Raw genomic sequence first — 22,951 nt, 5'->3', positions numbered from 1 at the left:
ACAGCTTTGAGGGAATTTTACCTTTTCTTCTTTCTGTTGGCCAAGGAGTCCGGAAAATCAAGATCGTCTACATCTTCTGTGTACTTTTTTGGTGCTGGTGCCTTGTTAGAAAAAAGTTGGGTCTCTGCAAAAACAAGGTCGATCAGTCGCTTATCAATGTCAGTCTTTTTTACGCGCACCATTAATTTATCGCCCAGTGTAAAGCGTTTATGGTTTCTGCGGCCTACAATACAATAATTTCTTTCATCAAACTCATAGTAGTCATCATCCATATCTGACATGCGGATCATGCCCTCGCATTTTGTCTCGATGATTTCTATGTACAAGCCCCACTCTGTTACACCTGAGATAATACCTTCGTAGTCGCGCTTCTCAGCAGATGCCATAAACTCAACCTGCTTGTATTTAATTGAAGCACGTTCAGCGTCAGCAGCCCGCTTCTCTCTTTCAGATGCATGCAAGCATTTTTTCTCAAACTCTGTCTGATCAACAGAAGCCTTGCCATCCAGATAATGCTGCAACAAACGATGCACCATCATGTCGGGATACCTGCGTATAGGTGAGGTAAAGTGCGAATAGTGCTCGAAAGCCAAACCGAAGTGCCCTTTAGCGGCTGTGGTGTACTTAGCCTTGGCCATAGCACGTACGGCCAAACTTTGCAAAACATTTTGTTCTGGCTTGCCTTCAATTTCATCCATTAAACTATTCAAGGATTTAGAAATTGATCTTTCTTCAACTTCCATCGCATGACCAAATTGTTTGGCGAAGGTGGCGAAGGTTTGAATTTTTTCAGGATCGGGATAGTCGTGTGTGCGGTAAACAAAGGTATTCTTTTGCTCCCCCTTTTTCATTTCGTACACAAAAGTGGCCACACGCTTATTGGCCAGCAGCATAAACTCTTCAATCAGCTTATGAGCATCCTTTCTAATTTTAGGAATAACGGCCAGTGGCTTACCTTTTTCATCCAGCTTAAATTTTACTTCAGTGGTTTCAAAATTTACCGCTCCTTTTTTGAAGCGCTCTTTTCTTAGTTTATGAGCATAATCGTTGAGTAGCGTTAACTCTTCAGCAAAATCGCCTTGCTTCGTCTCTAGTACAGTTTGGGCTTCTTCATATGTAAAGCGTCTGTCGGAGTGAATGATGGTTCTTCCAAACCATTCTTTAATTATTTGTGCTTGCGAACTCATTTCAAACACTGCTGCAAAAGTGAGTTTGTCTTCGTTCGGCCTTAGCGAACAAAGTTCATTGCTCAGTCTCTCCGGCAACATCGGAATCGTTCTGTCGACCAGGTAAACAGAAGTTGCTCTTTCGAAAGCTTCCTCCTCCAGAAGACTTTTTTCTTCAACGTAATGTGTTACATCGGCTATGTGTACGCCTATTTCGTAATTGCCATTTTCGAGTTTGCGGATGGAGAGTGCATCATCAAAATCCTTGGCATCTTCCGGGTCGATGGTAAAGGTTGTTATGTTCCTGAAGTCTTTTCGCTTCTTGATTTCCTCCTGTGTAATGCCTTCATCAATCTTTTTAGCTTCTTTAATCAGTTGTGGTTGAAACTCAAAGGGCAAACCAAACTCTGCCATGATGGAGTGTATCTCCGCTTCGTTTTCACCTGCCTTGCCAAGAATATCCGTTACTTTAGCTTCCGGACTTTTATCCGGAGAACCCCAGGCTACAATTTCTACGACTACCTTATCATTTGTTTTGGCACCGTTGAGGTGATCCGGATAAACAAAAAAGTCCTGGTGCATCTTGCGATAATCAGGTACTACAAAGGCATAGTTTTTAGAAACTTCAATACGTCCCACATAACGTGTTCTGCCTCTTTTAATTATTTCTACCACCTTTCCCTCCGGATGCTCACCATGTCTTGTTTTAAAAACACTGACGGCTACTGTATCGCTGTCAAGTGCTGAACCAAGGTCTTTAGACTTGACATAAATATCGGGTTGATCTTCACCTATACGGATATACGCAAAACGAGAGCTGACGTGGTCAACAATACCGGTAATGGCATTTAAGCTTGCTACCGCTGCATAGTTTCCATCGCTGATTTCTTTTATCTGACCCTGTAATTCAAGTTCATAAATGAAGTTGGCTACAAGCTTTAACTCATCTTTCTTCTTTATTTGCGCCTTACGGGCAATTTGTTTGATACTATAACCCTTACCTGGATTTTCTGAAAAAACAGAAAGGATGATTGATTTAATACGTGAAAAGGAATCCTTTCCTTTTGTAGTTTTTGTTTTTTTATTTTTTGACATTCTTAAGTCGTAATAACATTTTCGCCTTTCAATGTTGGAAGGCTTTTCATTTTTAAAAATAGCTGTGTTAACACCAAAACATCAGCTGTACAATAATTTTTTATCTTCTCCAGATCGCCCTGCTGGTAGTAGACACTATTCACCTTACTTCCGTCAATATCACTTTTACTCGAAGCAATATTAAAGATGGAGGCGAGCAGATCCAAAGAAGTGTAGTGTTTATAGTCACCGAATTTCCACATCTCCATCGTGTCCATGTGTTCTACCTGCCATGATTTTTTACCCGACAGATTTAATGCTGGTGGTAAAGCGATGTTATTCACCAGCATTCTACGGCACATATAGGGAAAGTCGAACTCTTTACCGTTGTGTGCACAAAGCTTTACACCATCACCAAGTTTCATGAGCATCTCCCTAAACTCCTGCAGTAAGATGGTTTCATCATGTCCATAGAAGGCCTTTGTCTTTAAACCTAAGTCCCCACTTTCATGGTCGAAAAGCTTACCAACAGAAATACATATGATTTTACCAAACTCCGCATAAATACCGGCACGTTCATGAAAAAGGTCTTCATCACTTTGCTCGTCACCACGCTTAAGGAAGGAAGCTTTTCTCGACCACTGAACTTTTAAACGTTCATCAAGGGATTGAAAGTTGTTGGTAATGGCAACTGTTTCAATATCCAGAAATAGTATGTCGCGTAATTCAGGAATCATGTTTCTCTACAATTCTCCTTCAAAATACGCAAAATCCTGTTGTTAATGACAATCTCATTTCAGGAGTGTAATACAGCCTCCATGCCAAGCTCTTTTACAAAAGTCAGATTATCCTCGCTGATGCTTTCCGGAACGAAGACAAAACGTTTATCGTAAATTTTGCTGCCAATATAATAGCTCACCCAGTATTTATTGTTCAGGTGAAAAACGCCTTTATCAATTGGTTCAATCAAGGCCGTGCCTTTTGCTGGTACTGTTTGTAAGTAATGACGTAAAATAGAGGTCTTTTGTTGTTCTCCATCCTTCTCTCCATATCCATTACTGGCCACCAATGTATTCTCTATTGGGAAATCATTATTATTCAATAAATATACCAACCACTCATCGCTTTCGCCTATCGCTTTCTTGCAGGCTACAGCAATGGTAACATTAACCACGGTAGGTATTTCTAAGTCTTTCTTCATCTTATTGTTGACTAAACCATTCTTTCATTATTGTTTCTGCAGGCTTGCCCTGTGGTGTAAAATCAATAGCCGCATTCCTTCTGGCACCCTGGGGATACCACTTCCAAAAATATACTCCTGCTATCCAGCTTTTTCCCCAACATTGTTGGAAAAAAGCTTCATAAGCGTTGGCTTGTGTTACATCTGAAATCTTTTCGTGATGTTCGTTACCAGGCCAAGTCCAGGGCTCTATCGTTGCATCGTGAGTGCTTTTGTATCCTAGCTCTGTAAAAATAACAGGCTTTTTAATTTTTTTATGCAAGGTTTCTATTTGCTTTAAGGGCTGCTCCCATCCTGCGGCAATTTCTGCTACGGTGGGATGTGATTTCTTTGTTAAGGGAAAGTAAGCTTGCACACCGATATAGTCAAGCGCTGGCCAAAAAGGCACACGTTCAAATTCGTTAAAGTTTGCAGCATAGGTAAGTTTACCTTTATAGACCTCTTTTACATTTTTAATTATCTCCAACCATTCTGGTCGATGAATCGTTTTTTGCAATTCTGTTCCAATACAAAGTATTTCAATCTGTTCTTGTTCTGCCAGTATAGCATAACTCATAATAAAATCGTTGTACTGCCTAAACCATTTTTTCCATGCTTCTTCACTTGTCATCTCAATTTCACCTGGCCACGATTGTCTTAACCAAATGTGTGGCTTTAGTATTGTTTTAATATTAGCAGCTTTTGCAAAACGACTTGTTGTCGCGATGCCCTCATACGATTCTCCCCACCAGGGTTTACGCTGCGTATTCTTTTCAAACAATAAACTTGTATCTCCAGGTTGTTGTTGCCAACCAAACGGTGTTTGTGAAATCCATGTGACACCAAGCGATCTAAGTTTATCTAAATCTTTTTGTACTACAGGCTGTGGTGTGCCCACCCAACAAACGCCTTTCTGTCTTTCGCGTTTGCTGACAGTCGCATCTTTATTGACCAGGAATAAAGACAGCAGTAGTATAGGAAGCGCTATGAGTGTAAACAGTTTCATGTGCTAATATTCATTTTTTATTCGCATGCATGCAGGATTATAATGTCTACACTAATTGCATACTAAATAAAGATGTCAGGTGTTTTTTCATATGCTGCTTTACTTCTTCCATGTCTATGGGCCTGCCAAGTTCTTGTTGCAATGAGGTCACTGCTTTATCATCTATGCCGCAGGGCACAATATGATTGAAATAATTTAAATCAGTATTTACATTGAAAGCCAAACCGTGCATGGTAACCCAACGACTTGTCTTGACACCAAGTGCACAGATTTTTCTTTCGTTCTGATGTTGGGCATCTCCTAACCACACACCGGTGAGGCCTGCAATTCTTGTCCCTTCAACACCATAGGATTTGCAAGTAAGAATTACAGCTTCTTCAAGCAAGCGCATGTATTTATGTATGTCAGTAAAAAAATTCTCCATGTCAATTACCGGATAAACCACCAATTGCCCCGGGCCATGGTAGGTAATATCTCCTCCACGATTAATGTGGTAGTAGCTGGCATTTATTTCTTTCAATGCTGCCTCATCCAACAACAAGTTTTTTGCGTCACCACTTTTACCTAAGGTGTACACATGAGGATGCTCACAGAAGAGCAGAAAGTTTTTTGTTGTGGCTTGTTCTTCCTCGGGTAGATTTCTGTTGCTGCTCTTAATTGCTAAAATATCGTTGAACAAAGAAGCCTGGTAATCCCAGGCCTCTTTGTAATCAATTAATCCAAGATCAGTAAATGTGGTGGCGCTATTTGGTTTTACGTTCACTTGATTTTTTCCAGTTCTGACTTCAAATAAACAATTGGCTCAATCGTATCCGGATCCACTCCGTTTTCTTTGGCCAGGTAAAACGAAATCCAGTCGGTAAGATGGATGAGGTAGTAATATTGCTCCAGTAAAGATGCACCCTCTCCAATGATATCAATTATCGGATTTGACTTTTTCTCCAGTAAATCACGGCAAATTTCCATACGCTTCTCCACTCTTTCATGGTCATGATCTGAATACATGTAGATGGGTTGGAACATAGGTATCAGTGGCTCCGGAAATTTCCAGCCCACTAATTCATTATGATTCATCTCCGGAAAGGTATTAACGTGCGCGAACTGTTTTGAGTTCTCGTTAATCTGCTGTTGAAAACGCAGCGCCATGGCATGTAAACGCTGATCGCAATAGATAATTGGCATTCTTCCTTTTAATTTTTTAGCAATCAGTTCTGCCTCTGACTGGATTCCCTTTTCCCCACGATTTAAAAACTCAATCGCATTCTCCGTTTCTTTAATAAAAGCAGAGCCAATCAGGTTCGTGTGGTACAATAATGACAGCAGTGCAATCATATTATAACCCAACATGGCCCTTGGGCTATCCGAACCGGCTGGAAGTTGAATGTAAAAGAGATTATACTCACGGGCGATATCCAGAATTTTTCCTCCCGAAGCAATTACAATGCAATGCGCTCGCTTTAACAAAGCCTTGTTGAGGGCTGCAATGGTCTCTTCCGTATTTCCACTGTACGAACTGGCCACAAAAAGTGTGTGCGGACTGACAAACTGGGGAATGTTATAGCTTTTTACCACTGTCATTGGAATGGGTATACGACCAAAGGTAAGCGACTCCACCAGGTTGGCACCAATACCTGAACCACCCATACCCGCTATGACAATATTACGTATATCACTCCCAGGTCTCACTAAATCAAGCCCCTCTCCTATCTTCAAAGCATCGGCTAGCTGGCGGGTAAATCCTTCAATGTATTTTTTTGTTGTTGACACAGTCGTAAATTTTGGCTTCAAAGGTAGAACATTTGTATGAGCGATAAAATTAAAACGGGTAACAAAGGTGAAGAACTGGCTGCTAATTTTCTGGTGGCCAAGGGTTATACCATAGTGGCCAAAAACTATCGCTACAAGCATGCAGAAATTGACCTGATCGCCCAAAGGGATAAGTGGCTGATCTTTGTTGAAGTGAAAACCCGTCACTCTGTAGCCTTTGGCGAACCCGAAAGTTTTGTAAGCAATAAAAAAGCTGCCAAAGTAATTGAAGGAGCCGAGCAGTTTGTGTTTGAGCAGCAATGGGATGGGCCTATTCGTTTTGATATTGTTAGTGTTAAAATGGGTATGGAGGTTATCATTGAACATTTTGAAGACGCCTTCTATTGAGATTGGGGCGGTTTTCATAAATTAAATTGTTTTTTAACAAGTTGCTGTCTTGTCTTTATTCCTTGCAGCGCAATGAAGTGGTGTATGATGATCTGCTCACTCGCGGGACTCTCATTGATTAAAATTTATATGAAAGTATTTGATTTAGAACAAGCCACGCTGGATGCGAGTGATTTGCAAAGACTTAAGCTGCAAATGATCAAACTGGTAATACTACTTTCCATTTTTTTAGCCATTCCAATCAGCATCTATTTTATTAGTCCTGAGGCGCTGGCTTTCTCAGTACTTGCTGGCATGATGGCCCTTGGGCTCACAACTTATTTCTTAATGCGTGCCTCCGGTGAATGGAGTCGGATTAAAAGTGAAAACAAAAAAATAATTTTGACTGGTACTCTTACAGAAAAATCTATTCGCGCTAAAAAGTTTGGGCGTACTGAAAAGGGTTTGCCCGACACGCTCGATCACTACTATTTTTATTTTGGCGATCACGAGCAGGAAGTATTGCGTACAATTTTTAACCGATATGAAATTGGGCAAAAGATAGAGTTACAATTTGTTCTTTTAAAACATGGCCATATCAAGTTTGAATACTTGCGACATCGCTTGATTGGCTAGTGTAGTCATAAATCAATTCTCAAAAAAGTTGTTGATACACAGTCGGCAACTGTGATACAGCAGGACAAAATTATCATAAATCTACTCGCGTAAACAGTAAATTCATTTCTTGATAATTCTATAACCTTAGGATAACTGCAGTACAGATTTACCAGGCTAACTTGTTTTCATAACCTAACCCCCCAAACTATGAAAAACATAAGCAAATTACTGCTCGCCTTTGTGCTGCTCTTCGCAGTCATTTCCTGTTCCGATGATGAATCAATTAAACCCAATAGTCCAAGAGCCGATGACGTTTACGTGCCACAAGAAGATGTTACCAATGGAAGAAGCTCTGGAGAAAATTTAACTATGGGTAATCCGAGTGGTGCTGTTGCCAGTAGCTCCAACTATTGGAATTATCTAATTACAAAATATCAATTTGCTATGTCTTATCACCGCGACAGAGGCACACCCAATTGGGTAAGCTGGCATTTAGACAATACCTGGTTGGGTAGCGCAGCCCGCCAGGACGATTTTCGTGCTGACACTTCCCTGCCCAGTGGCTGGTATCGGGTAAGCAATACCGATTATTCAGGAAGCGGATTTGACAGAGGGCATAATTGTCCTTCGGCTGATCGCACTTATTCAGTAAGTGATAACTCTGCCACCTTTTTTATGACTAACATGATTCCACAGGCGCCCACCAATAACCAACAGACCTGGGCGAGGTTAGAAAGTTATTGCCGAACTTTAGTGAATCAGGGAAATGAGTTGTACGTAATCATGGGAAGCTATGGAACAGGAGGAACAGGAAGCAACGGGTATAAAACAACCATAGCGAATGGTAAAGTTACTGTTCCAAACAGGGTGTGGAAGGTAATTCTTGTTTTACCAAAGGGCACAAATGATATCAGTCGCGTTACTTCTTCAACGCGGGTGATTGCTGTTGACATGCCTAATTCCAACAGCATCAGTACCACATGGGCAACTTACCGGACTACCACTGATGCCATCGAATCACAAATGGGTTATAACTTATTTTCTGCGCTTCCATCGGGTATTCAAACAGCTATTGAATCGCGAGTGGACAATGGGCCAACACAATAAGCACTAAAAAATCCCTGAGCATTAAGGTTCAGGGATTTTTTATTTTAAACATGGGTAAATGCTAATTACTTAAAGAATGCTTAAATTGTTTCATGAAGATTCTTTTACCTACGTTGATCATCGTATGCTCCTGCCTCACCTCTTTTGCTCAAACCGGTTCTGAGATTTATATCCTGGATCTTAAAGAGAAAAAAGGTAAAATCACCTTATCCAATCCACGAAACATTACCAATCGTATCGGTTACGACAACCAGCCATCTTTCCATAAAACCGATAAAGTGCTCTACTTTTCATCTTTTGATGAAAATGGCCGCGCTGATCTTAAAAGCTATCATCTAAAAACAAAAGAGACTAAAAATATTACTAAAACGCAGGAGCGGGAATACTCACCTACCTTGACACCTGATGAGAACTATTTGTCCTGTATTATTCAGCGCGATAATGGTGCGCAAGATTTAGGAAAATATCCTGTAGAAGGTGGAGAAGTCACTGTAATTATTGATGACCTCATTGTTGGTTATCATGTGTGGGCTGATAACAGTCACCTGGCGCTTTTTGTCTTGGGCAAAGATGGCGCACCTAACACCCTTCACTACCTGCAACTACCCACCAGAGAAGATACAGTATTAGCTGAAAACATTGGTCGTTCTTTGCATCGCATTCCCTCAGCTGAAGCAATCAGCTATGTTGCCAAACTCAGTGCTGACAACTGGGAGATCCGAAAATTAAATTTAGATAAACTCAACAGCGAAAAAATTACGAATACTTTGCCGGGCAAAGAGGATATCTGCTGGACGGCAGAAGGCACCTTGCTTTCCAGTGATGGCGAAAAGGTTTATATGTTACAAAATGGTAAATGGATTCCGTTACCCATTAATGGATTAAAACTTCCATTGAAAGGTATTACCAGAATGGCAGTGAATGCGCAGAATAATACGCTGGCTATTGTTGTTAGTGAATAGGATTAGGATTTATCTTTTTCACCTAATAAATGCGCCTTTGCTTTTTGTAACTCCTCCTTCTGTTTTTCGCTAACGGTTGGATAACTCAATTCCAGTTTTTCAAACTGGCGGTGAATGATGGCTGCTATGCTTAAACGAGCAAACCATTTATCATCGGCAGGAATGACAAACCAGGGAGCATATTCGGTGGATGTTGCACTCAGCGCATCTTCGTATGCCTTTTGATAATCATCCCAGAAACCTCTTTCTTTTAAATCACTCAATGAAAATTTCCAATTCTTGGTCGTATCATCTATGCGTTCGAGGAAGCGCTTCTTTTGTTCTTTTTTAGAAACATTCAAAAAGAACTTAAGAATGATCATCCCATTATCCGTGAGATTTTTTTCGAAACGCCTGATCTGCTTATACCGTTGCTCCCAAAACTTTTTATCAATGTCTTCAACAGAATCAATACCTGGAATATTTTCAGCCAGCACATACTCAGGGTGTACCTTGGTCACCAATACGTTTTCGTAATGCGATCTATTGTGTATGGCAATCTCTCCCCGTGCGGGTAAAGCCAATTGATGTCGCCAGAAATAATCATGATCCAGTTCATGCGAATTAGGGGCTTTAAAACTATGAACCTTAACCCCCAGCGGATTAAAACCAGACATGATATGTTTCACTGCACCATCTTTTCCGGCTGCATCCATCGCCTGAAAAATAATTAAAATGCTGAATCGATTATGGGCATAAAGCTTATCCTGTGTTACAGCTAATTGCCTTCGCCCTTGTTCTAATAGTGCCTCTGCATCTTTTTTGTTTAGCTCTTCACCTTTATACTTAGTACTGAAATCTTTGAGTTTGATTTTCGTTTCAGGTTTTACCAACAAGTCTTTCACCCGAATTAATTTTTCATCGCTTAGCATAGCTTTGGTTTTTATAGATATGAATTTTGTAGATCATAAAACTGCTTCGGCCACAGATTAAACAAATTTGCACAAATGACTCACGCTAGTACTGTATAAATCTCTATTCTCTGTTGTGAGAATGATTTAAGGTTGACAGAAAGTTGAATGAAACTAGTAAAGTACTGCTGAGCCCGAAATGATTTAAATCAGTTGACAAAACTTTAAGAAGGTGTGCCATCGCGTAAGGCTCTTCTTAAAATTTTACCGACATTACTCTTCGGCAATTCCGTTCTGAATTCAATGTACTTAGGTCGTTTATAGTTAACCATCTGTTCTTTGCAGAAAGCCTTCAGTTCATCTTCTGTAAGTGATTCATCCTTTTTAATCACAAAAAGTTTTACAGCTTCCGTAGAATGTTCGTCCGGCACACCAATGGCTGCTGCTTCCAACACTTTAGGATGTGTGGCAACAATTGCCTCTATCTCATTGGGGTAGACATTAAAGCCAGAAACCAGAATCATATCTTTTTTACGGTCAACTATTTTAAAGAAACCATCAGGTTCCATAATGGCTACATCACCTGTTTTAAACCATTCTCCCTTATAAAATACCTCACTGTTATCTTTTTGCCAATAACCTTTAAATACTTGCGGCCCTTTGGCACACAATTCACCTGGTTCACCAGCAGGGAGTGGATTGCCATTGTCATCAGCTATCATAATATCGGTGCTCGGAAATGGAACACCAATACAACTGGGTCTTTCACTTCCCAATAGATTAATAGAAAGAAGTGGAGAAGTCTCACTCAACCCATAGCCCTGCGTTATAAACTGTCCTGTTAGTTGTTTCCAGCGCTCACTTACTACATCCTGAATAGCCATGCCTCCACCAATAGTTGCTTTTAGCGGAGTAAAATCTACTTCTTTAATTTTAGGGTGATTGAGCAGTGCATTGAAAAGTGTATTAACACCAATCATAATATTAAAGGGCTGCTTTTTTAGTTCTTTAATAAATCCCGGAATATCCTTAGGATTTGTAATCAGCACAGATTTAAAACCAAACTTCATGAATATGAGCGCACCATATAGGGCTGTAATATGATATAAGGGCAGGGGAACAAGTGTAGTAGCATTCTTAGGAAAATACACCTTCAAAAAAGCTTCACCTTGCATCAGGTTAGCTACCAGATTTTTATGTGATAATTCAGCACCCTTAGACAAACCTGTTGTTCCGCCTGTATACTGAAGTAAGATGGTGTCCTCAGGTTTACCTTTAATTTCTTTGTAAGAAAGAGCACTACCTTCCGCCAGTATATTATTGAATGATAATGCGCCTGGTAAGGAATAAGGTGGAACCATTTTTTTAATGCGCTTCACTACAAAATTAACCAGATGCTTTTTGATCCCACCCAGCATATCACCCAGCTCTGTAATAATCACCGTTTTGATTTGTGTCTTTGCAAAAATCTTCTCCAGATTATGTGCAAAGTTTGCGGCTATTACAATTGCTTTCGCTCCGCTATCGCGAAACTGATGTTCCATTTCCCGTGGCGTATACAGCGGGTTAGTATTCACCACAATTAAACCCGCCCGCAAGGCACCCATAAAAACAACTGGGTATTGCAAACAGTTGGGCATTTGCACAGCAATTCTATCTCCTGGTTTTAGGTCTGTTTTATATTGAAAGTAGGCCGCAATAGCTTTTGACTGGCTGTCAAGTTCATCAAAGGTCATAATCTTTCCCATGTTTTCGAAAAGTGGTCTTCCTTTGTACTTCTCAAAAGACTCATCAAACATGTCTAATAAAGTAGGGTAATCAGCAGGATTGATTTCAGCAAGCATCCCCTCGGGATAACTTGAAAGCCAAGGACGGTTATTCATAGTCTCAAATTAATTAAAATAGCGCAACAACAACCGTTTGCAATGCTAATTCTTATAGTATATTGTCTTAAAAATAGAACCTCATGGCAACAAACGACCTATTAAATTTTGTTAAACAGCGCAATGCACACGAACCTGAATTTTTACAAGCCGTTGAAGAAGTGGCTCTTTCAGTTTTACCTGCGCTTGAAAAACATCCCGACCTCAGAAAACTTAAAATCATTGAACGCATAACCGAACCCGAAAGGCTTATCTCTTTTCGCGTTACCTGGCTGGATGATCAGGGCGAAACACAATTAAACCGTGGGTATCGTGTGCAAATGAATAGTGCGATAGGACCATACAAGGGCGGACTTCGTTTTCACCCATCGGTTAATCAGAGCGTACTCAAATTTTTAGCCTTCGAGCAGATTTTTAAAAATGCACTTACCGGTGTGCCTATGGGTGGTGGTAAGGGTGGCAGTGATTTCGATCCGAAAGGAAAAAGTGAAAATGAAATCATGAAATTCTGCCAGGCTTTTATGGGCGAACTGGCACGCCATATTGGGCATCGTTTAGATGTACCTGCCGGTGATATTGGTGTGGGGGGAAGAGAAATTGGTTATTTATTTGGCGCCTATAAAAAAATAAGAAATGAATTCACAGGTGTATTAACTGGTAAAGGAATTGGGTGGGGCGGTAGTTTGGTAAGGCCTGAGGCTACTGGCTATGGACTTGTCTATTTTGCAGAAAACATGTTGCAAACGAAAAAAGATTCACTCAAAAATAAAGTTTGTCTTGTTTCCGGCTCTGGTAATGTGGCACAATATGCTATTGAAAAACTGATTCAACTCGGTGCAAAAGCAGTTACCGCCTCCGACTCGAATGGTTACATCTATGATGAGGCGGGCTTTACTACAGAGAAGCTTGAGTTCCTGATGGATTTAAAAAACAACAGACGTGGACGCATTAAAGAATATGCTGAAAAATTTAGGGGCGTTGTTTACAAAGACATTGATGAGAAGGCTGATCACAATCCACTCTGGAATATAAAAGCTGATTGTGCTTTCCCTTGCGCTACGCAAAATGAAGTCAATGAAAAGGATGCTAACAACCTTGTTAAAAACGGTGTGAAGTTATTAGGGGAGGGCTCTAATATGCCGACTACACCCGAAGGTATTAATGTTTTAATTGATAATGGCATTATGTACGCTCCAGGCAAGGCCAGCAATGCAGGTGGAGTTGCTACTTCAGGCTTGGAGATGACACAAAACTTTATGGGCACCAATTGGACACGTCAGGAAGTGGACGCAAAACTGGTAGACATTATGAAAAATATTCATGAAACCTGTTTGTCTGCTGCAGCGGCTTATGGCAAGCCGGGCAACTACATGCATGGTGCTAATATTGCCGGCTTCCTGAAAGTTGCTCGTGCGATGCAGGCGCAGGGTGTAATATAATTTTGGAATTGGAAAATTTCAGGTTCAACATTCAGAGATGCTTTTGAGCATTTCTGAATGTTGAATTGTAGTATGTCCATTAATTTAAAATCCATGCGTTGTATCCTCATCGCTATTTTATTGTTTCCACTTTTGGGATTTACTCAATCCGATCCCTTTAGCAATAAGATTCTCACACCTCATGACATGCAGGAAGATTTCTCCTACCTGAGAAAAGTCTTTGAAGAAACACATCCCGGACTCTATCGCTATACTTCAAAAAGTGTAATGCAGGCGAAACTTGATAGCTTGGAAAAATTACTTGAGACTGAACGAAGTTTCTATGACTTTTACCGCATTGTTTCCCGATTGATCAGCGACATACGTTGTGCTCATACCCATCTAGTCCCCACAAAAAATTTCAATACTTTCTTCAACGATCAAATAAAAACCTTTCCGCTCATGCTTTTCTTCACTGAAGGTTCTTATTACGTAACAGTTAATGGTACCGCAGATACTTCAATAAAGCCTGGGTTTGAGTTACTCAGTATCAATGGAAAACCCATCCATTCAATTCGTGCTGAAATGCAGCGAGGTCTATGGTCTGATGGTTACAACCAAACGGGTAAAAATAAGGTCTTAAATGAAGGATTCTTTCCCTTCTTTTATTACCTGCTTATTGAGCAAAGTGAAAGCTTTGTTCTCAAAATGAAAGATTTAGATAATACCGAAATAGATAGGACCGTTCCTGCTCAGTATCTGGATGAAACACAGCGTTTCTTTAAGTCAAATCCGGTGAACAAAGAAATTTTGAGTATCTATCAACCAAAGAATAAACTGGAGAATAAAAAGGGCTGGCGATTAGCAATTACTGAGAAAGAGAATATTGGCATTATCAGGATTAATGCTTTTGGTGGTGGTAGAAGTGAGGAAGAGGCAAGGCAAAAAATGAAAACCTTCATGGATGGTTGTATAAAAAAGCTGCAGAAGCAAAAAGTAGAGGAGGTAATCCTCGATCTGCGAAACAACGGAGGTGGTTGGGATATTCAGGGCGTTGAGCTTTTCACTTACTTTATGGATAAGCCAACCCGTTGCTACAAACGACTTCATTGCCTGACGGATTCCACAGAATTTTTTTCTCTTTCCGACTTATCTGCAGAGGATCTCAGCAATGTTAAAAAGGAACTTCGCAAGGAAGCGGATGGTACTTTTTCTGTAAAGGAGGAGTTCAGTGAACAGTTACAAATTCAGCAGCCAAAAAAGAATCGTTTCACAGGTAAAGTATATGTTTTAGCAAATGGTGGAAGTGCCTCTGCTTGCGCAGAATTTATTGCTTATGCCAAAAGTAACAAGGCCATCACACTTATTGGTGAAGAAACCGGAGGTGTGTACGAAGGCGGCAATGGTGGGAGCTTTTTAAACTTTGAGCTCCCCAACTCAAAAATAAAAATCGGCTCTCCTCTTCTGTACTACGATAACGATGTTACAACGCGCACGCTAGTGGGAAGAGGCACTATTCCTGATTATCCCGTAGATCAAAAAATGAGTGATCTTTTAAAGGGAATTGATACGCAATTTAATTATGCCATTGAATTGGTTAGGAAAATGCGAGAGTGACACAGATCAACAGTAAAATATTACTCAATCACATTCTCAACCTCATCCAACTTCTTCGTTGAAAACTTTCCTGAAGTGGCATATACAATTTTACCTTCAGCATCTAACACAAAAAAGTAGGGCGTATCCTTCTTTTCGAAATCAAGCGCCTCTTTGTATTGCTTTAACTCGCCCTTATAAAACAGAATATTAGGCAATACTTGTGGGTCAACGTTTTTTAGCGCCTTCTTTTTGGCAGTGCCTGTTGCCGCTGCATTAACACCTGTAAACATGGGAATAAAGTAAACGTTTACATCGTAACCCATGCCATCAAATAATGAACCCGTATTTTTTCTTACGAATTTTTCAAACACAGGAGAAAACCAGGAATTCAATTCATCCTCTGCTTTTTTAGAGTAAGCAAGGCCCAAAAGCGTATATTTCCCTTTTACATCACCAGGCAACTTCACTTTTTTATCTTCAACAGTCTCTGCCTCCATGGCTGGAAAAGGTTTTCCTACCACCTGGGCCATCGAAAAGCCCGATAAAAGCAACAAAAAACAGGATACTAACGTTTTTTTCATAATGGGGGGATTTATCGGTAAAACTGCATGAATGTTTGCGTCTTTTCAAACCTTCTCCGTCTATTAAACGGATAGATTCGACCAATCGTATATGAATAGCCTGCACCACGACCTTTATCAAAAAATTAAACGCTACGTGCTCAACCATGTGCGTGACAAACAAGATGCGGAAGATATTGTGCAGGACATTTTCATAAAAATCCAATTGCAACAACATCAGGTTCGCAATCCTGAAAAATTAATTGGCTGGATGTACCGCATTGCAAAAAATGCCATCATTGATCATTTCAGGCTAAAGAAAAAAGAGCAAAGTGGCATGCTGGTGGAAATTGAAGATGACAGACAAATATTTAATGAATGCGTTGAACAATGTCTGACAGTATTGGCAGGCACCTTACCCGCTCCTTATCAGGAAGCACTCGAATTATCTGAAAAGCAAAATATTTCTCAAACTGAACTAGCCAGGCGGTGGAATATTTCTTACTCAGGTGCCAAATCGAGAGTACAGCGCGCGCGTCAGCTGTTAAAAGAAAAATTGCAAACACTTTACCGTATTGAAACCGATGCCTACGGCAACATACTTGTTTGCGAAAATCGTGAACTTTGTAATTGCAACACTCCGCAAACTTTACAGGAGGAATTAAATCGCATTGTTTAGAAATTGTCAGGACATCCGTGATGCCCTGACAATTCGGTTTAGCAGCAGCCTCCGCCACCACAACCACCACCATCAATTGCGTGTGTCATGTTTGTAAAATTTAATGTGAAACATCCTTTATAGCAATTCCTTATTGCCTGTAGTAATGACGTGTGCCTTACCAAAAGACGCAGCTTGGAACAATTTTAATTTCTTGCGTCTTTTTCAGCTTTATCCGTCAACAGGATAAAAAGAAAATGAAAAAATTACTACTCATGACTTTGCTTGTTGGTGTATTGCCCACCATCGTTGTTGCACAATCCCTTCTAAATAATGATGTAGCGAGGGGGCATTATAAGCAACTCAACAATTATTCGGGGCAGGCAGATGGAAAGCAGACTATCGATACACTACTTTTTGTTTATGATGCAGTTCTTGCTGAAAAAAGACTAAGCCTGAAACCTCATTACCTAACAACCACCACTGAAAAAGATTTTGTGTTGCCTGAGGTGCCTGCCAACAGCGCTGCAAAAACACGCGCAGAACTCAATTACTTACTGACCTTACAACAACAACGCACAGAACTCGATGTGAGCACGAGTTTGTTTATGGCAAAGGTTTATTATAATCCACGAGTAAAGCCAGAAGACGCCAACTATAAAACCTATCGTGATAATTTGTTTTTTATTGGTCGTTCCGTGGGCACATGGTTTAACGCACAAAATCTGCCGCAAACTGCCAACTTAATGGCAGCAGTGTGGCAAGATGCCAGCTACTTCATCTGGTTGTTCAAATATAAATACGCGCGCGTGCGTCCTTACATTTTAGAACCAGCACTTAATAACTTAGAAGAGACCAACTGGCCAGCATATCCAAGTGGTCATGCGGCAAACTCATATATCAATGCTTATATCTTCAGTGCTTTGGCGCCAGATTTCAGCGATGTGTTTTTAAAAGACGCATATGATATGGCGCATTCGCGTGAAATACTGGGTGTGCATTATCCGAGTGACTCAGAATGTTCACGTTTGCTGGCGCAGCAATTTGTTAGCATGCTGTTTAAGAATAAAGAATTCCGACAGGATTTTGAAAAGGTTAAAGAAGAATGGGTCAAGGAAGCTAAGGAAGATTTTACAAGGCCCGCCTCTATAAAAAAGTAGTACGCCAATCAGAAGCTTGCAGTAAAATGTGTGATGTGTAAAATAAAACAGGGGCTTATCGAAAATAAGCCCCTGCTATTTTATTGTAATCTGTTTGTATCTTTTACTATTTCCAATCTCTTCCCAAGTTGCTCATCCGCATCAGGTGTACGCAGTGTACTTACATACCACCACTCAGCCTTTGCCCTTTCTGCATTGGTGCGCAGTAGTAAATAACCATGATCGCGAGCGTTACCATATTTCAGATGAGGATTAGCCTTCAATAAAGTTTGCTCACCCATTTTTACAGTGTCATCGCTGCTGTATTCATTCCAATTGGATGAAGAAACACTGGGTGTGCCCAGTTCAATCGCGTAGGCTCCAGCACTCGTTTTTGGATTATACTTTTTAAGATCAGCTACTTCAAAAGCCCAGGAGGCATGCGTGTCTCCTGTAATAAAAATAACGTTCTTCAATGCCTGCTCCTGTAAATACGTGGCAATATGTTTCTGTTCGTATGGGTAACCATCCCAACTGTCGAGGTTGCGCGGTGCCGATGGGAATGGACCTGATTGATCTACTTCAGAAAATATTACCTGATTGCCTATAATTTTCCAAATTGCTTTGGACTGTGCCAGTGTGGTTTTAAACCAATCCAATTGCGCTGCACCCAGCATACTTTGTGCTTCGCTTTCATAATTAGGATCACTTAAACTGTCAACAGGTTTGGTTCTTCCTTCCAGTCTTTCATCCAACATAATCAGGTCAGCCATATTCCCAAATGAGAATGAGCGGTAATGACTTTTACCTTCTCTGATGGGCAACCACTCATAATACGCTTGAGTAGCTGCTGCTTTTCGCACAGCAAACGCACCTTCCTCGTCCTGATGATTTTGTGCACCTTCTTTAAAAACATTGTTTGCTACTTCATGATCGTCCCAAATAGTAATGAAGGGATGTTGTTGTCTTGCTTTTTGCAATCCTTTATCTAGGTGATACTGCGAGTAGCGTGTACGGTAATCCTGTAGTGTTACTATTTCATGCACAGGTAAATGTTTACGACCTATCGTTGTATCGCCATAACCGCCCACAGCATATTCATAAATGTAGTCTCCTAAATGCACGACAGCATCCAGTTCACGTTCAGCAATTTTTTGGTAGGCATTAAAATAACCAAACTCCCAGTTGCTGCAGCTTACAATAGCAAAGGATGCACTGTCCGTTTGCACTGCAGCCGTTTTTGTGCGCCCAGTCATAGAAGTATATCCCAGTGCTTTAAAACGATAGTAATAAAACCTACCGGGCTTAAGTCCATCAACATCTGCTTTAACAGTATAATCAAGGGCTGGTGTTGTTGTAATTGAATCTGATTTATACACGGAAACAAAAGCCGGATCTTCTGCCACTTCCCACGATACAAGGATACTGCTGAGCGAATCTTCAGGTGTAACTCTTGTCCAGATGATAACACGATCATGCAATGGATCACCAGAAGCTACACCATGATAAAAGGGTTTTTGGGCAGCCTCCACCAATGGCGTGACAGTTTCAATTAATTTTTTACTCTTTTCAGTCTCGCTGCATCCGGTAAGTACCAGCATAAGCACGAGTATGGCGTAAATGTTTTTCATGGTTTTAAATGATCAGATTATGGTTACGAATCTAGGTTTTTCCTGCTTCGAAATTCTATTACAAATCGGCCGGCACTGTTATAAAATTGTTGTCATTTTATTGATTTCACAGTATAAAAGTTTGGCTGAAGGGCTTAATCGAAGCACAGTAGGTTAAACACCACATTTTCAGTATCTTGCGCCACTTTTGCACCAAATGCAGGGTAAATGTGTTCTAACATTGCATAAAAACAACAAGAATCATGGGAAGACCCCCTATTTTACCAAAGAAGAAAAAAGACGGTTTTTATATAGAAATTCGCAATAAAGGCGCTAAAACAGGCACAATCATCATCCGCGACACTGAAGAGGCCATGATGCAAGCCGTTCGCCAATACCAGGCTACCAAAGACATTATCATTATGGGCGAGCACCGCAATGGTAAGAAAGTTGAAGGCGCTGCCAAGAAAGGTCGCGCTAAATCAGCCGAATAATTCATTGAAAATCGGTGTTGCTGGCAGCACCGCTTCTTTCCTTAATACTCCGCCAAAACTTCTTCAATAGTTTTGCCTGAGCCTACGCACTCAAGCAAACGTAGCATTACTCTGTCCACTAAGGTATCCGGACAAGAGGCACCACTGGTCAATACAATTTTAAGTGGGCGGTTTACTGGCAGAAAGTCGTGTGTTACTTCTTTCTTTTTTTGCGGATAGTTATAATGGTGTATTGCTGTAGCAGACTGAATTTCCTTTTCTGAATTAATGAAATAGGTTGGAAATTTTCGTTCGCATAATTCTACAATATGCGAAGTGTTAGAGCTGTTGTAACCCCCCACCACAACAGCTAAGTCTGCATTCGTTTCTAATAGTTGATACGTTGAATCCTGATTGTCGTTGGTAGCATAACATAAGGTGTCGCGTGTATCAGCAAAGTGTTGTCTGACATCTGCCTCTCCATACTTCTCAATCATCACCTTTCTAAAATAGTCGGCTATGGCTTGCGTTTCTGTGGCGAGCATGGTGGTTTGATTTACTACACCAACGCGTTCCAAATCTTTGGTTACATCAAATCCCTCAGAAAAACGACCCGCGAATTCTTCAGTAAACTGTGCTGCATTTTTCTTTCCTGATAGATAAGCTGCTAACTGTATGGCCTCCTCCATGTCGCGCACCACTACTGATTTTGCATTGGCGGCTGAGTGAGAAAATGTTGCTCTGGTCTCTTCGTGTTTAGGTTTTCCGTGTATAATGACTGTATAGTTTTCCTTGCCTAACTTCTCTGCTCTGTTCCACACCTTTTCTACGAAGGGACAAGTGGTATTATATTTTTGTACTTCAACACCTTTATCCAATAAGAAATTTTCAATTTCAATGGTGGTGCCAAAGGCAGGAATAATCACCACATCATTCGCTTTAATATTTTCCCAGGGAATAAACTGCGAACCGTCCGTATCCATGATAAAAGATATACCACGGCTCTGCAAGTCATTATTCACTTCCTGATTGTGGATCATCTGACTTAAGAGATAAACTTTTTTGTCAGGATTTTCTTCGATGGCACGGTATGATATCTCAATAGCGTTTTCTACGCCATAGCAAAAACCAAAGTGGCGGGCCAGAATAAATTGTACAGTACCAAAATCAAGTATGGTGGGCGTAAAGTCTTGCTTACGCAAATCTTTTACACGTCTTGCTTCTTTTACCTTGCCGGTAATGGACGATCGGTAATAGGCGGGTATGTCGAACTTTTTGATAGCTGTAAAATTTTATCTGCAAGTTAAACACAAATGAGGGCTTGTGGTTCAGTAAAAAAATAAAAAGGCAACACTCCTGAGTAAATCAGGAACACTGCCTTTCCATCTTAAAAGAAAACCGGCTTATGCAGCCTTAGATAACTTATCTTCTTTTACAGTATTGGTTCTTACCTCTTTCGATTCGAGATCAAACCACTTTACTTCTACGATGTTGTTCTTAATATACCTTAACACTTCCATCACTTTGCCGTCTACCTTGTTGCGAACACGTTCGCCCTTCTTGAACAATTTCCTCATATAGTACGATAACGAGTTGTTAATTTTAAACCAAAATACGAATCAAAACTTAAAAGTCAAGTGTTTGACTGGAATGCTTTTAATGACACCAATCGCTTACATCCTGAAAGCGTAGTTAAATTCTCTGGGGAAGTCATCATAAGTCCCACTTAAAATAACCAGATCGCCTGACTTTTTGTTTTTTAATTCCTCGTTAAATTCTTTAACGGATTTTATTGCTGTATCGTTCACCTTAGTAATAATAAAACCCTCTCTGATTTCTGTATAACGCGCCAGCTTGCCATTTCCCAAGGTCTTTATCCGCACTCCATTATTTAAATCAAGTTGCTTCAACACCTTAGCATCTATCTCCTCTAGTTCAACTCCTAAAGCTGCAAGCCCATCTCGCTCCTCAGGCTTTATAATGTCAGTTTTACCATCACGGCTTTTTAAAGTGACAGTGTACTTCAACTCCTTGCCACCTCTGTTCACTACAACCTCCACCTTATCTCCAGGGCGTTTTCTGCTGATATACTCCGTTAGAGCGGTACTTGTTTTAATCGCTGTGTTATCCAATTTAACGACAACATCACCTTCTTTAAGACCTGCATCTTTAGCAGCACTCTTTTCAGCAAAACCAGATACATAGGCTCCTTCTATAACATCGAGATCATATTGCTTTGCCAGCTCGCTGTTTACACTCGTGATCGACACCCCAAGCCAGGCGCGCTGTACAATACCGAACTTAATAATATCTTCTACTATTTTGCTCACAATATCTGACGGCACTGCAAAACCATAACCTGAATAAGCACCTGTAGGGCTTGCAATAGCAGTATTGATACCCAGCAAGCCTCCATTTAAATCTACTAAGGCTCCACCACTGTTACCCGGATTGATAGCAGCATCTGTTTGTATAAACGATTCAATGGCTGTGTTGCCTTGCTCTGTTATGCCCTCACGATTTACAATACCAATGTTTCTTCCTTTAGCACTGATAATTCCTGCTGTTACAGTTGAGTTCAAGTTGAAAGGATTGCCTACGGCCAACACCCATTGCCCAACCTTGGCCTGGTCTGAATCTACAAAGGCCAGAAAGGGCAGATTTGGTTCTTTCACTTTTAAAACGGCTAGGTCTGTATCGGGATCTGTACCGATCACTTCTGCTTTAAATGATCTATTATCATTCATCGTTACCTCAACAATGTCAGCATCTTTTACAACGTGATTGTTGGTTACTATATAACCATCAGCATTGATAATTACACCCGAACCTGTTGACTGACTTGGCTGACTTCCACGGCCTTGTGGATATGGTGTTCCAAAAAACTCACGAAATGGATCAAAATATTGCTGGCTTTCTCCAGCAACTTTTTTCTGTGTTGAACGAATGTGCACCACCGCTTTCGTTACCCTCTCAGCTGTAGTGGTAAAATCCAACGGAACTGCATCTCCCTTTTCATTAACTGAGTAAGCTACCCGTGTAATGGGTGTACCATTTACATATTGTGTTGTACCTACCTTATCTTCACCTAACCAACGGTAAGCTGCAATGGTACAAACGCTGCCCAGCACAGCGGCTAAAAAAATAGATGTAAATTGTTTCATGTGTTTATCATTTTTGTTTAACATCACATGCAATGGCCACATATCATGCTTGCTTCACAAGCATTAGTTAAATGACCATTTCATAGTCCTATCTGCTTTTTTATTGTTCTTTCATCCTCAAAAATCAGGCAAGTCATAAAAAAATGAAATTTTGTCAGTTTTAAAGAGTCAAAAATTCCTTCCAACGCCTGCCTGCCTTCTGGCTTTTACTAAAACGATAATTAATCAAATGGGTTTTCATATACCTAATGTGTGCCATTAGTATGCGTAAT

At 40.5% G+C, this 22,951-nt stretch carries 22 protein-coding genes; 9 read left to right on the top strand and 13 right to left on the bottom strand.

Annotated features, from left to right (window positions below):
* Positions 1–17: 17 nt before the first annotated feature.
* The 6 genes from rnr to ACO1XM_RS12195 are packed head-to-tail and all read right to left on the bottom strand — an operon-like array spanning position 18 to position 6,232.
* Positions 18–2,261 (bottom strand): ribonuclease R, encoded by a 2,244-nt coding sequence (rnr, locus tag ACO1XM_RS12220; protein ID WP_486229295.1) that lies wholly within the window; start codon positions 2,259–2,261, stop codon positions 18–20.
* A 2-nt stretch (positions 2,262–2,263) separates the two neighbouring features.
* On the bottom strand, positions 2,264–2,977 hold the full coding sequence (locus tag ACO1XM_RS12215) for a 3'-5' exonuclease (RefSeq protein WP_486229293.1): 714 nt from the start codon (positions 2,975–2,977) through the stop codon (positions 2,264–2,266).
* Between the two features lie 59 nt (positions 2,978–3,036).
* Positions 3,037–3,441, bottom strand: a complete 405-nt coding sequence (locus ACO1XM_RS12210; RefSeq protein WP_486229292.1) for a hypothetical protein — start codon at positions 3,439–3,441, stop codon at positions 3,037–3,039.
* Between the two features lies 1 nt (position 3,442).
* Entirely contained in the window at positions 3,443–4,465 is a 1,023-nt protein-coding gene (locus ACO1XM_RS12205) for a glycoside hydrolase family 113 (RefSeq protein ID WP_486229289.1), read from the bottom strand.
* A 46-nt stretch (positions 4,466–4,511) separates the two neighbouring features.
* Positions 4,512–5,228 (bottom strand): lipoyl(octanoyl) transferase LipB, encoded by a 717-nt coding sequence (gene lipB / locus ACO1XM_RS12200; RefSeq protein WP_486229287.1) that lies wholly within the window; start codon positions 5,226–5,228, stop codon positions 4,512–4,514.
* Positions 5,225–6,232: a bifunctional phosphoglucose/phosphomannose isomerase gene (locus ACO1XM_RS12195; protein ID WP_486229285.1), complete on the bottom strand. Its 1,008-nt coding sequence runs from the start codon at positions 6,230–6,232 to the stop codon at positions 5,225–5,227. The genes lipB and ACO1XM_RS12195 overlap by 4 nt, the downstream gene beginning before the upstream one ends.
* Before the next feature lie 36 nt (positions 6,233–6,268).
* Here ACO1XM_RS12195 and ACO1XM_RS12190 point away from each other — a divergent pair, with 36 nt between their 5' ends.
* The 4 genes from ACO1XM_RS12190 (at position 6,269) to ACO1XM_RS12175 (ending at position 9,285) form a co-directional block, all read left to right on the top strand.
* Entirely contained in the window at positions 6,269–6,619 is a 351-nt protein-coding gene (locus ACO1XM_RS12190; protein WP_486229283.1) for a YraN family protein, read from the top strand.
* Positions 6,620–6,748: 129 nt separating this feature from the next.
* A complete protein-coding gene (locus ACO1XM_RS12185) occupies positions 6,749–7,234 on the top strand; it encodes a hypothetical protein (RefSeq protein WP_486229281.1) in 486 nt (161 codons plus the stop codon).
* 189 nt (positions 7,235–7,423) lie between these two features.
* Positions 7,424–8,323: a DNA/RNA non-specific endonuclease gene (locus tag ACO1XM_RS12180; protein ID WP_486229279.1), complete on the top strand. Its 900-nt coding sequence runs from the start codon at positions 7,424–7,426 to the stop codon at positions 8,321–8,323.
* A 92-nt stretch (positions 8,324–8,415) separates the two neighbouring features.
* A complete protein-coding gene (locus tag ACO1XM_RS12175) occupies positions 8,416–9,285 on the top strand; it encodes a TolB family protein (RefSeq protein WP_486229277.1) in 870 nt (289 codons plus the stop codon).
* Between the two features lie 2 nt (positions 9,286–9,287).
* On the opposite strand, the gene ACO1XM_RS12170 is transcribed toward ACO1XM_RS12175, so the two are convergent.
* Together ACO1XM_RS12170 and ACO1XM_RS12165 are read right to left on the bottom strand one after the other, a co-directional pair.
* Positions 9,288–10,196, bottom strand: a complete 909-nt coding sequence (locus ACO1XM_RS12170) for a polyphosphate kinase 2 family protein (protein ID WP_486229274.1) — start codon at positions 10,194–10,196, stop codon at positions 9,288–9,290.
* 203 nt (positions 10,197–10,399) lie between these two features.
* Positions 10,400–12,058 (bottom strand): AMP-binding protein, encoded by a 1,659-nt coding sequence (locus ACO1XM_RS12165; RefSeq protein ID WP_486229272.1) that lies wholly within the window; start codon positions 12,056–12,058, stop codon positions 10,400–10,402.
* Positions 12,059–12,141: 83 nt separating this feature from the next.
* Between ACO1XM_RS12165 and gdhA the strand changes: the two genes are divergently transcribed.
* Both gdhA and ACO1XM_RS12155 read left to right on the top strand, forming a co-directional pair.
* Complete coding sequence (gdhA, locus tag ACO1XM_RS12160) at positions 12,142–13,497, top strand: NADP-specific glutamate dehydrogenase (RefSeq protein ID WP_486229270.1); 1,356 nt, start codon at positions 12,142–12,144, stop codon at positions 13,495–13,497.
* A gap of 93 nt (positions 13,498–13,590) precedes the next feature.
* Positions 13,591–15,093, top strand: coding sequence for a S41 family peptidase (locus ACO1XM_RS12155; protein ID WP_486229268.1), 1,503 nt, complete (start codon positions 13,591–13,593; stop codon positions 15,091–15,093).
* 20 nt (positions 15,094–15,113) lie between these two features.
* Here ACO1XM_RS12155 and ACO1XM_RS12150 read toward each other — a convergent pair whose 3' ends face one another.
* The gene (locus ACO1XM_RS12150) at positions 15,114–15,656 is read right to left on the bottom strand and encodes a TlpA family protein disulfide reductase (RefSeq protein WP_486229266.1); all 543 of its coding nucleotides are present in this window, start codon (positions 15,654–15,656) and stop codon (positions 15,114–15,116) included.
* A 91-nt stretch (positions 15,657–15,747) separates the two neighbouring features.
* Here ACO1XM_RS12150 and ACO1XM_RS12145 point away from each other — a divergent pair, with 91 nt between their 5' ends.
* Positions 15,748–16,314, top strand: coding sequence for a sigma-70 family RNA polymerase sigma factor (locus tag ACO1XM_RS12145; RefSeq protein WP_486229264.1), 567 nt, complete (start codon positions 15,748–15,750; stop codon positions 16,312–16,314).
* Between the two features lie 236 nt (positions 16,315–16,550).
* On the top strand, positions 16,551–17,453 hold the full coding sequence (locus ACO1XM_RS12140; RefSeq protein WP_486229262.1) for a phosphatase PAP2 family protein: 903 nt from the start codon (positions 16,551–16,553) through the stop codon (positions 17,451–17,453).
* Between the two features lie 80 nt (positions 17,454–17,533).
* Here the strand turns inward: ACO1XM_RS12140 and ACO1XM_RS12135 are convergent, their stop codons facing one another.
* Complete coding sequence (locus ACO1XM_RS12135; protein ID WP_486229260.1) at positions 17,534–19,063, bottom strand: alkaline phosphatase D family protein; 1,530 nt, start codon at positions 19,061–19,063, stop codon at positions 17,534–17,536.
* A gap of 242 nt (positions 19,064–19,305) precedes the next feature.
* On the opposite strand from ACO1XM_RS12135, the gene ACO1XM_RS12130 reads away from it, so the two are divergent.
* Positions 19,306–19,536: a hypothetical protein gene (locus tag ACO1XM_RS12130; RefSeq protein ID WP_127121630.1), complete on the top strand. Its 231-nt coding sequence runs from the start codon at positions 19,306–19,308 to the stop codon at positions 19,534–19,536.
* 41 nt (positions 19,537–19,577) lie between these two features.
* On the opposite strand, the gene ACO1XM_RS12125 is transcribed toward ACO1XM_RS12130, so the two are convergent.
* From ACO1XM_RS12125 to ACO1XM_RS12115, 3 genes are all read right to left on the bottom strand, one after another.
* Positions 19,578–20,795, bottom strand: a complete 1,218-nt coding sequence (locus ACO1XM_RS12125) for a 4-hydroxy-3-methylbut-2-enyl diphosphate reductase (RefSeq protein ID WP_486229553.1) — start codon at positions 20,793–20,795, stop codon at positions 19,578–19,580.
* A 123-nt stretch (positions 20,796–20,918) separates the two neighbouring features.
* Positions 20,919–21,092, bottom strand: a complete 174-nt coding sequence (locus tag ACO1XM_RS12120) for a hypothetical protein (protein WP_160118596.1) — start codon at positions 21,090–21,092, stop codon at positions 20,919–20,921.
* Between the two features lie 96 nt (positions 21,093–21,188).
* Positions 21,189–22,679: a Do family serine endopeptidase gene (locus ACO1XM_RS12115; protein WP_486229257.1), complete on the bottom strand. Its 1,491-nt coding sequence runs from the start codon at positions 22,677–22,679 to the stop codon at positions 21,189–21,191.
* Positions 22,680–22,951 lie beyond the last annotated feature (272 nt).

Source organism: Chryseotalea sp. (genome assembly GCF_057350905.1).
The sequence above is the reverse complement of the archived record's forward strand: the minus strand, read 5'-3'. Positions and strand labels throughout refer to the sequence as shown.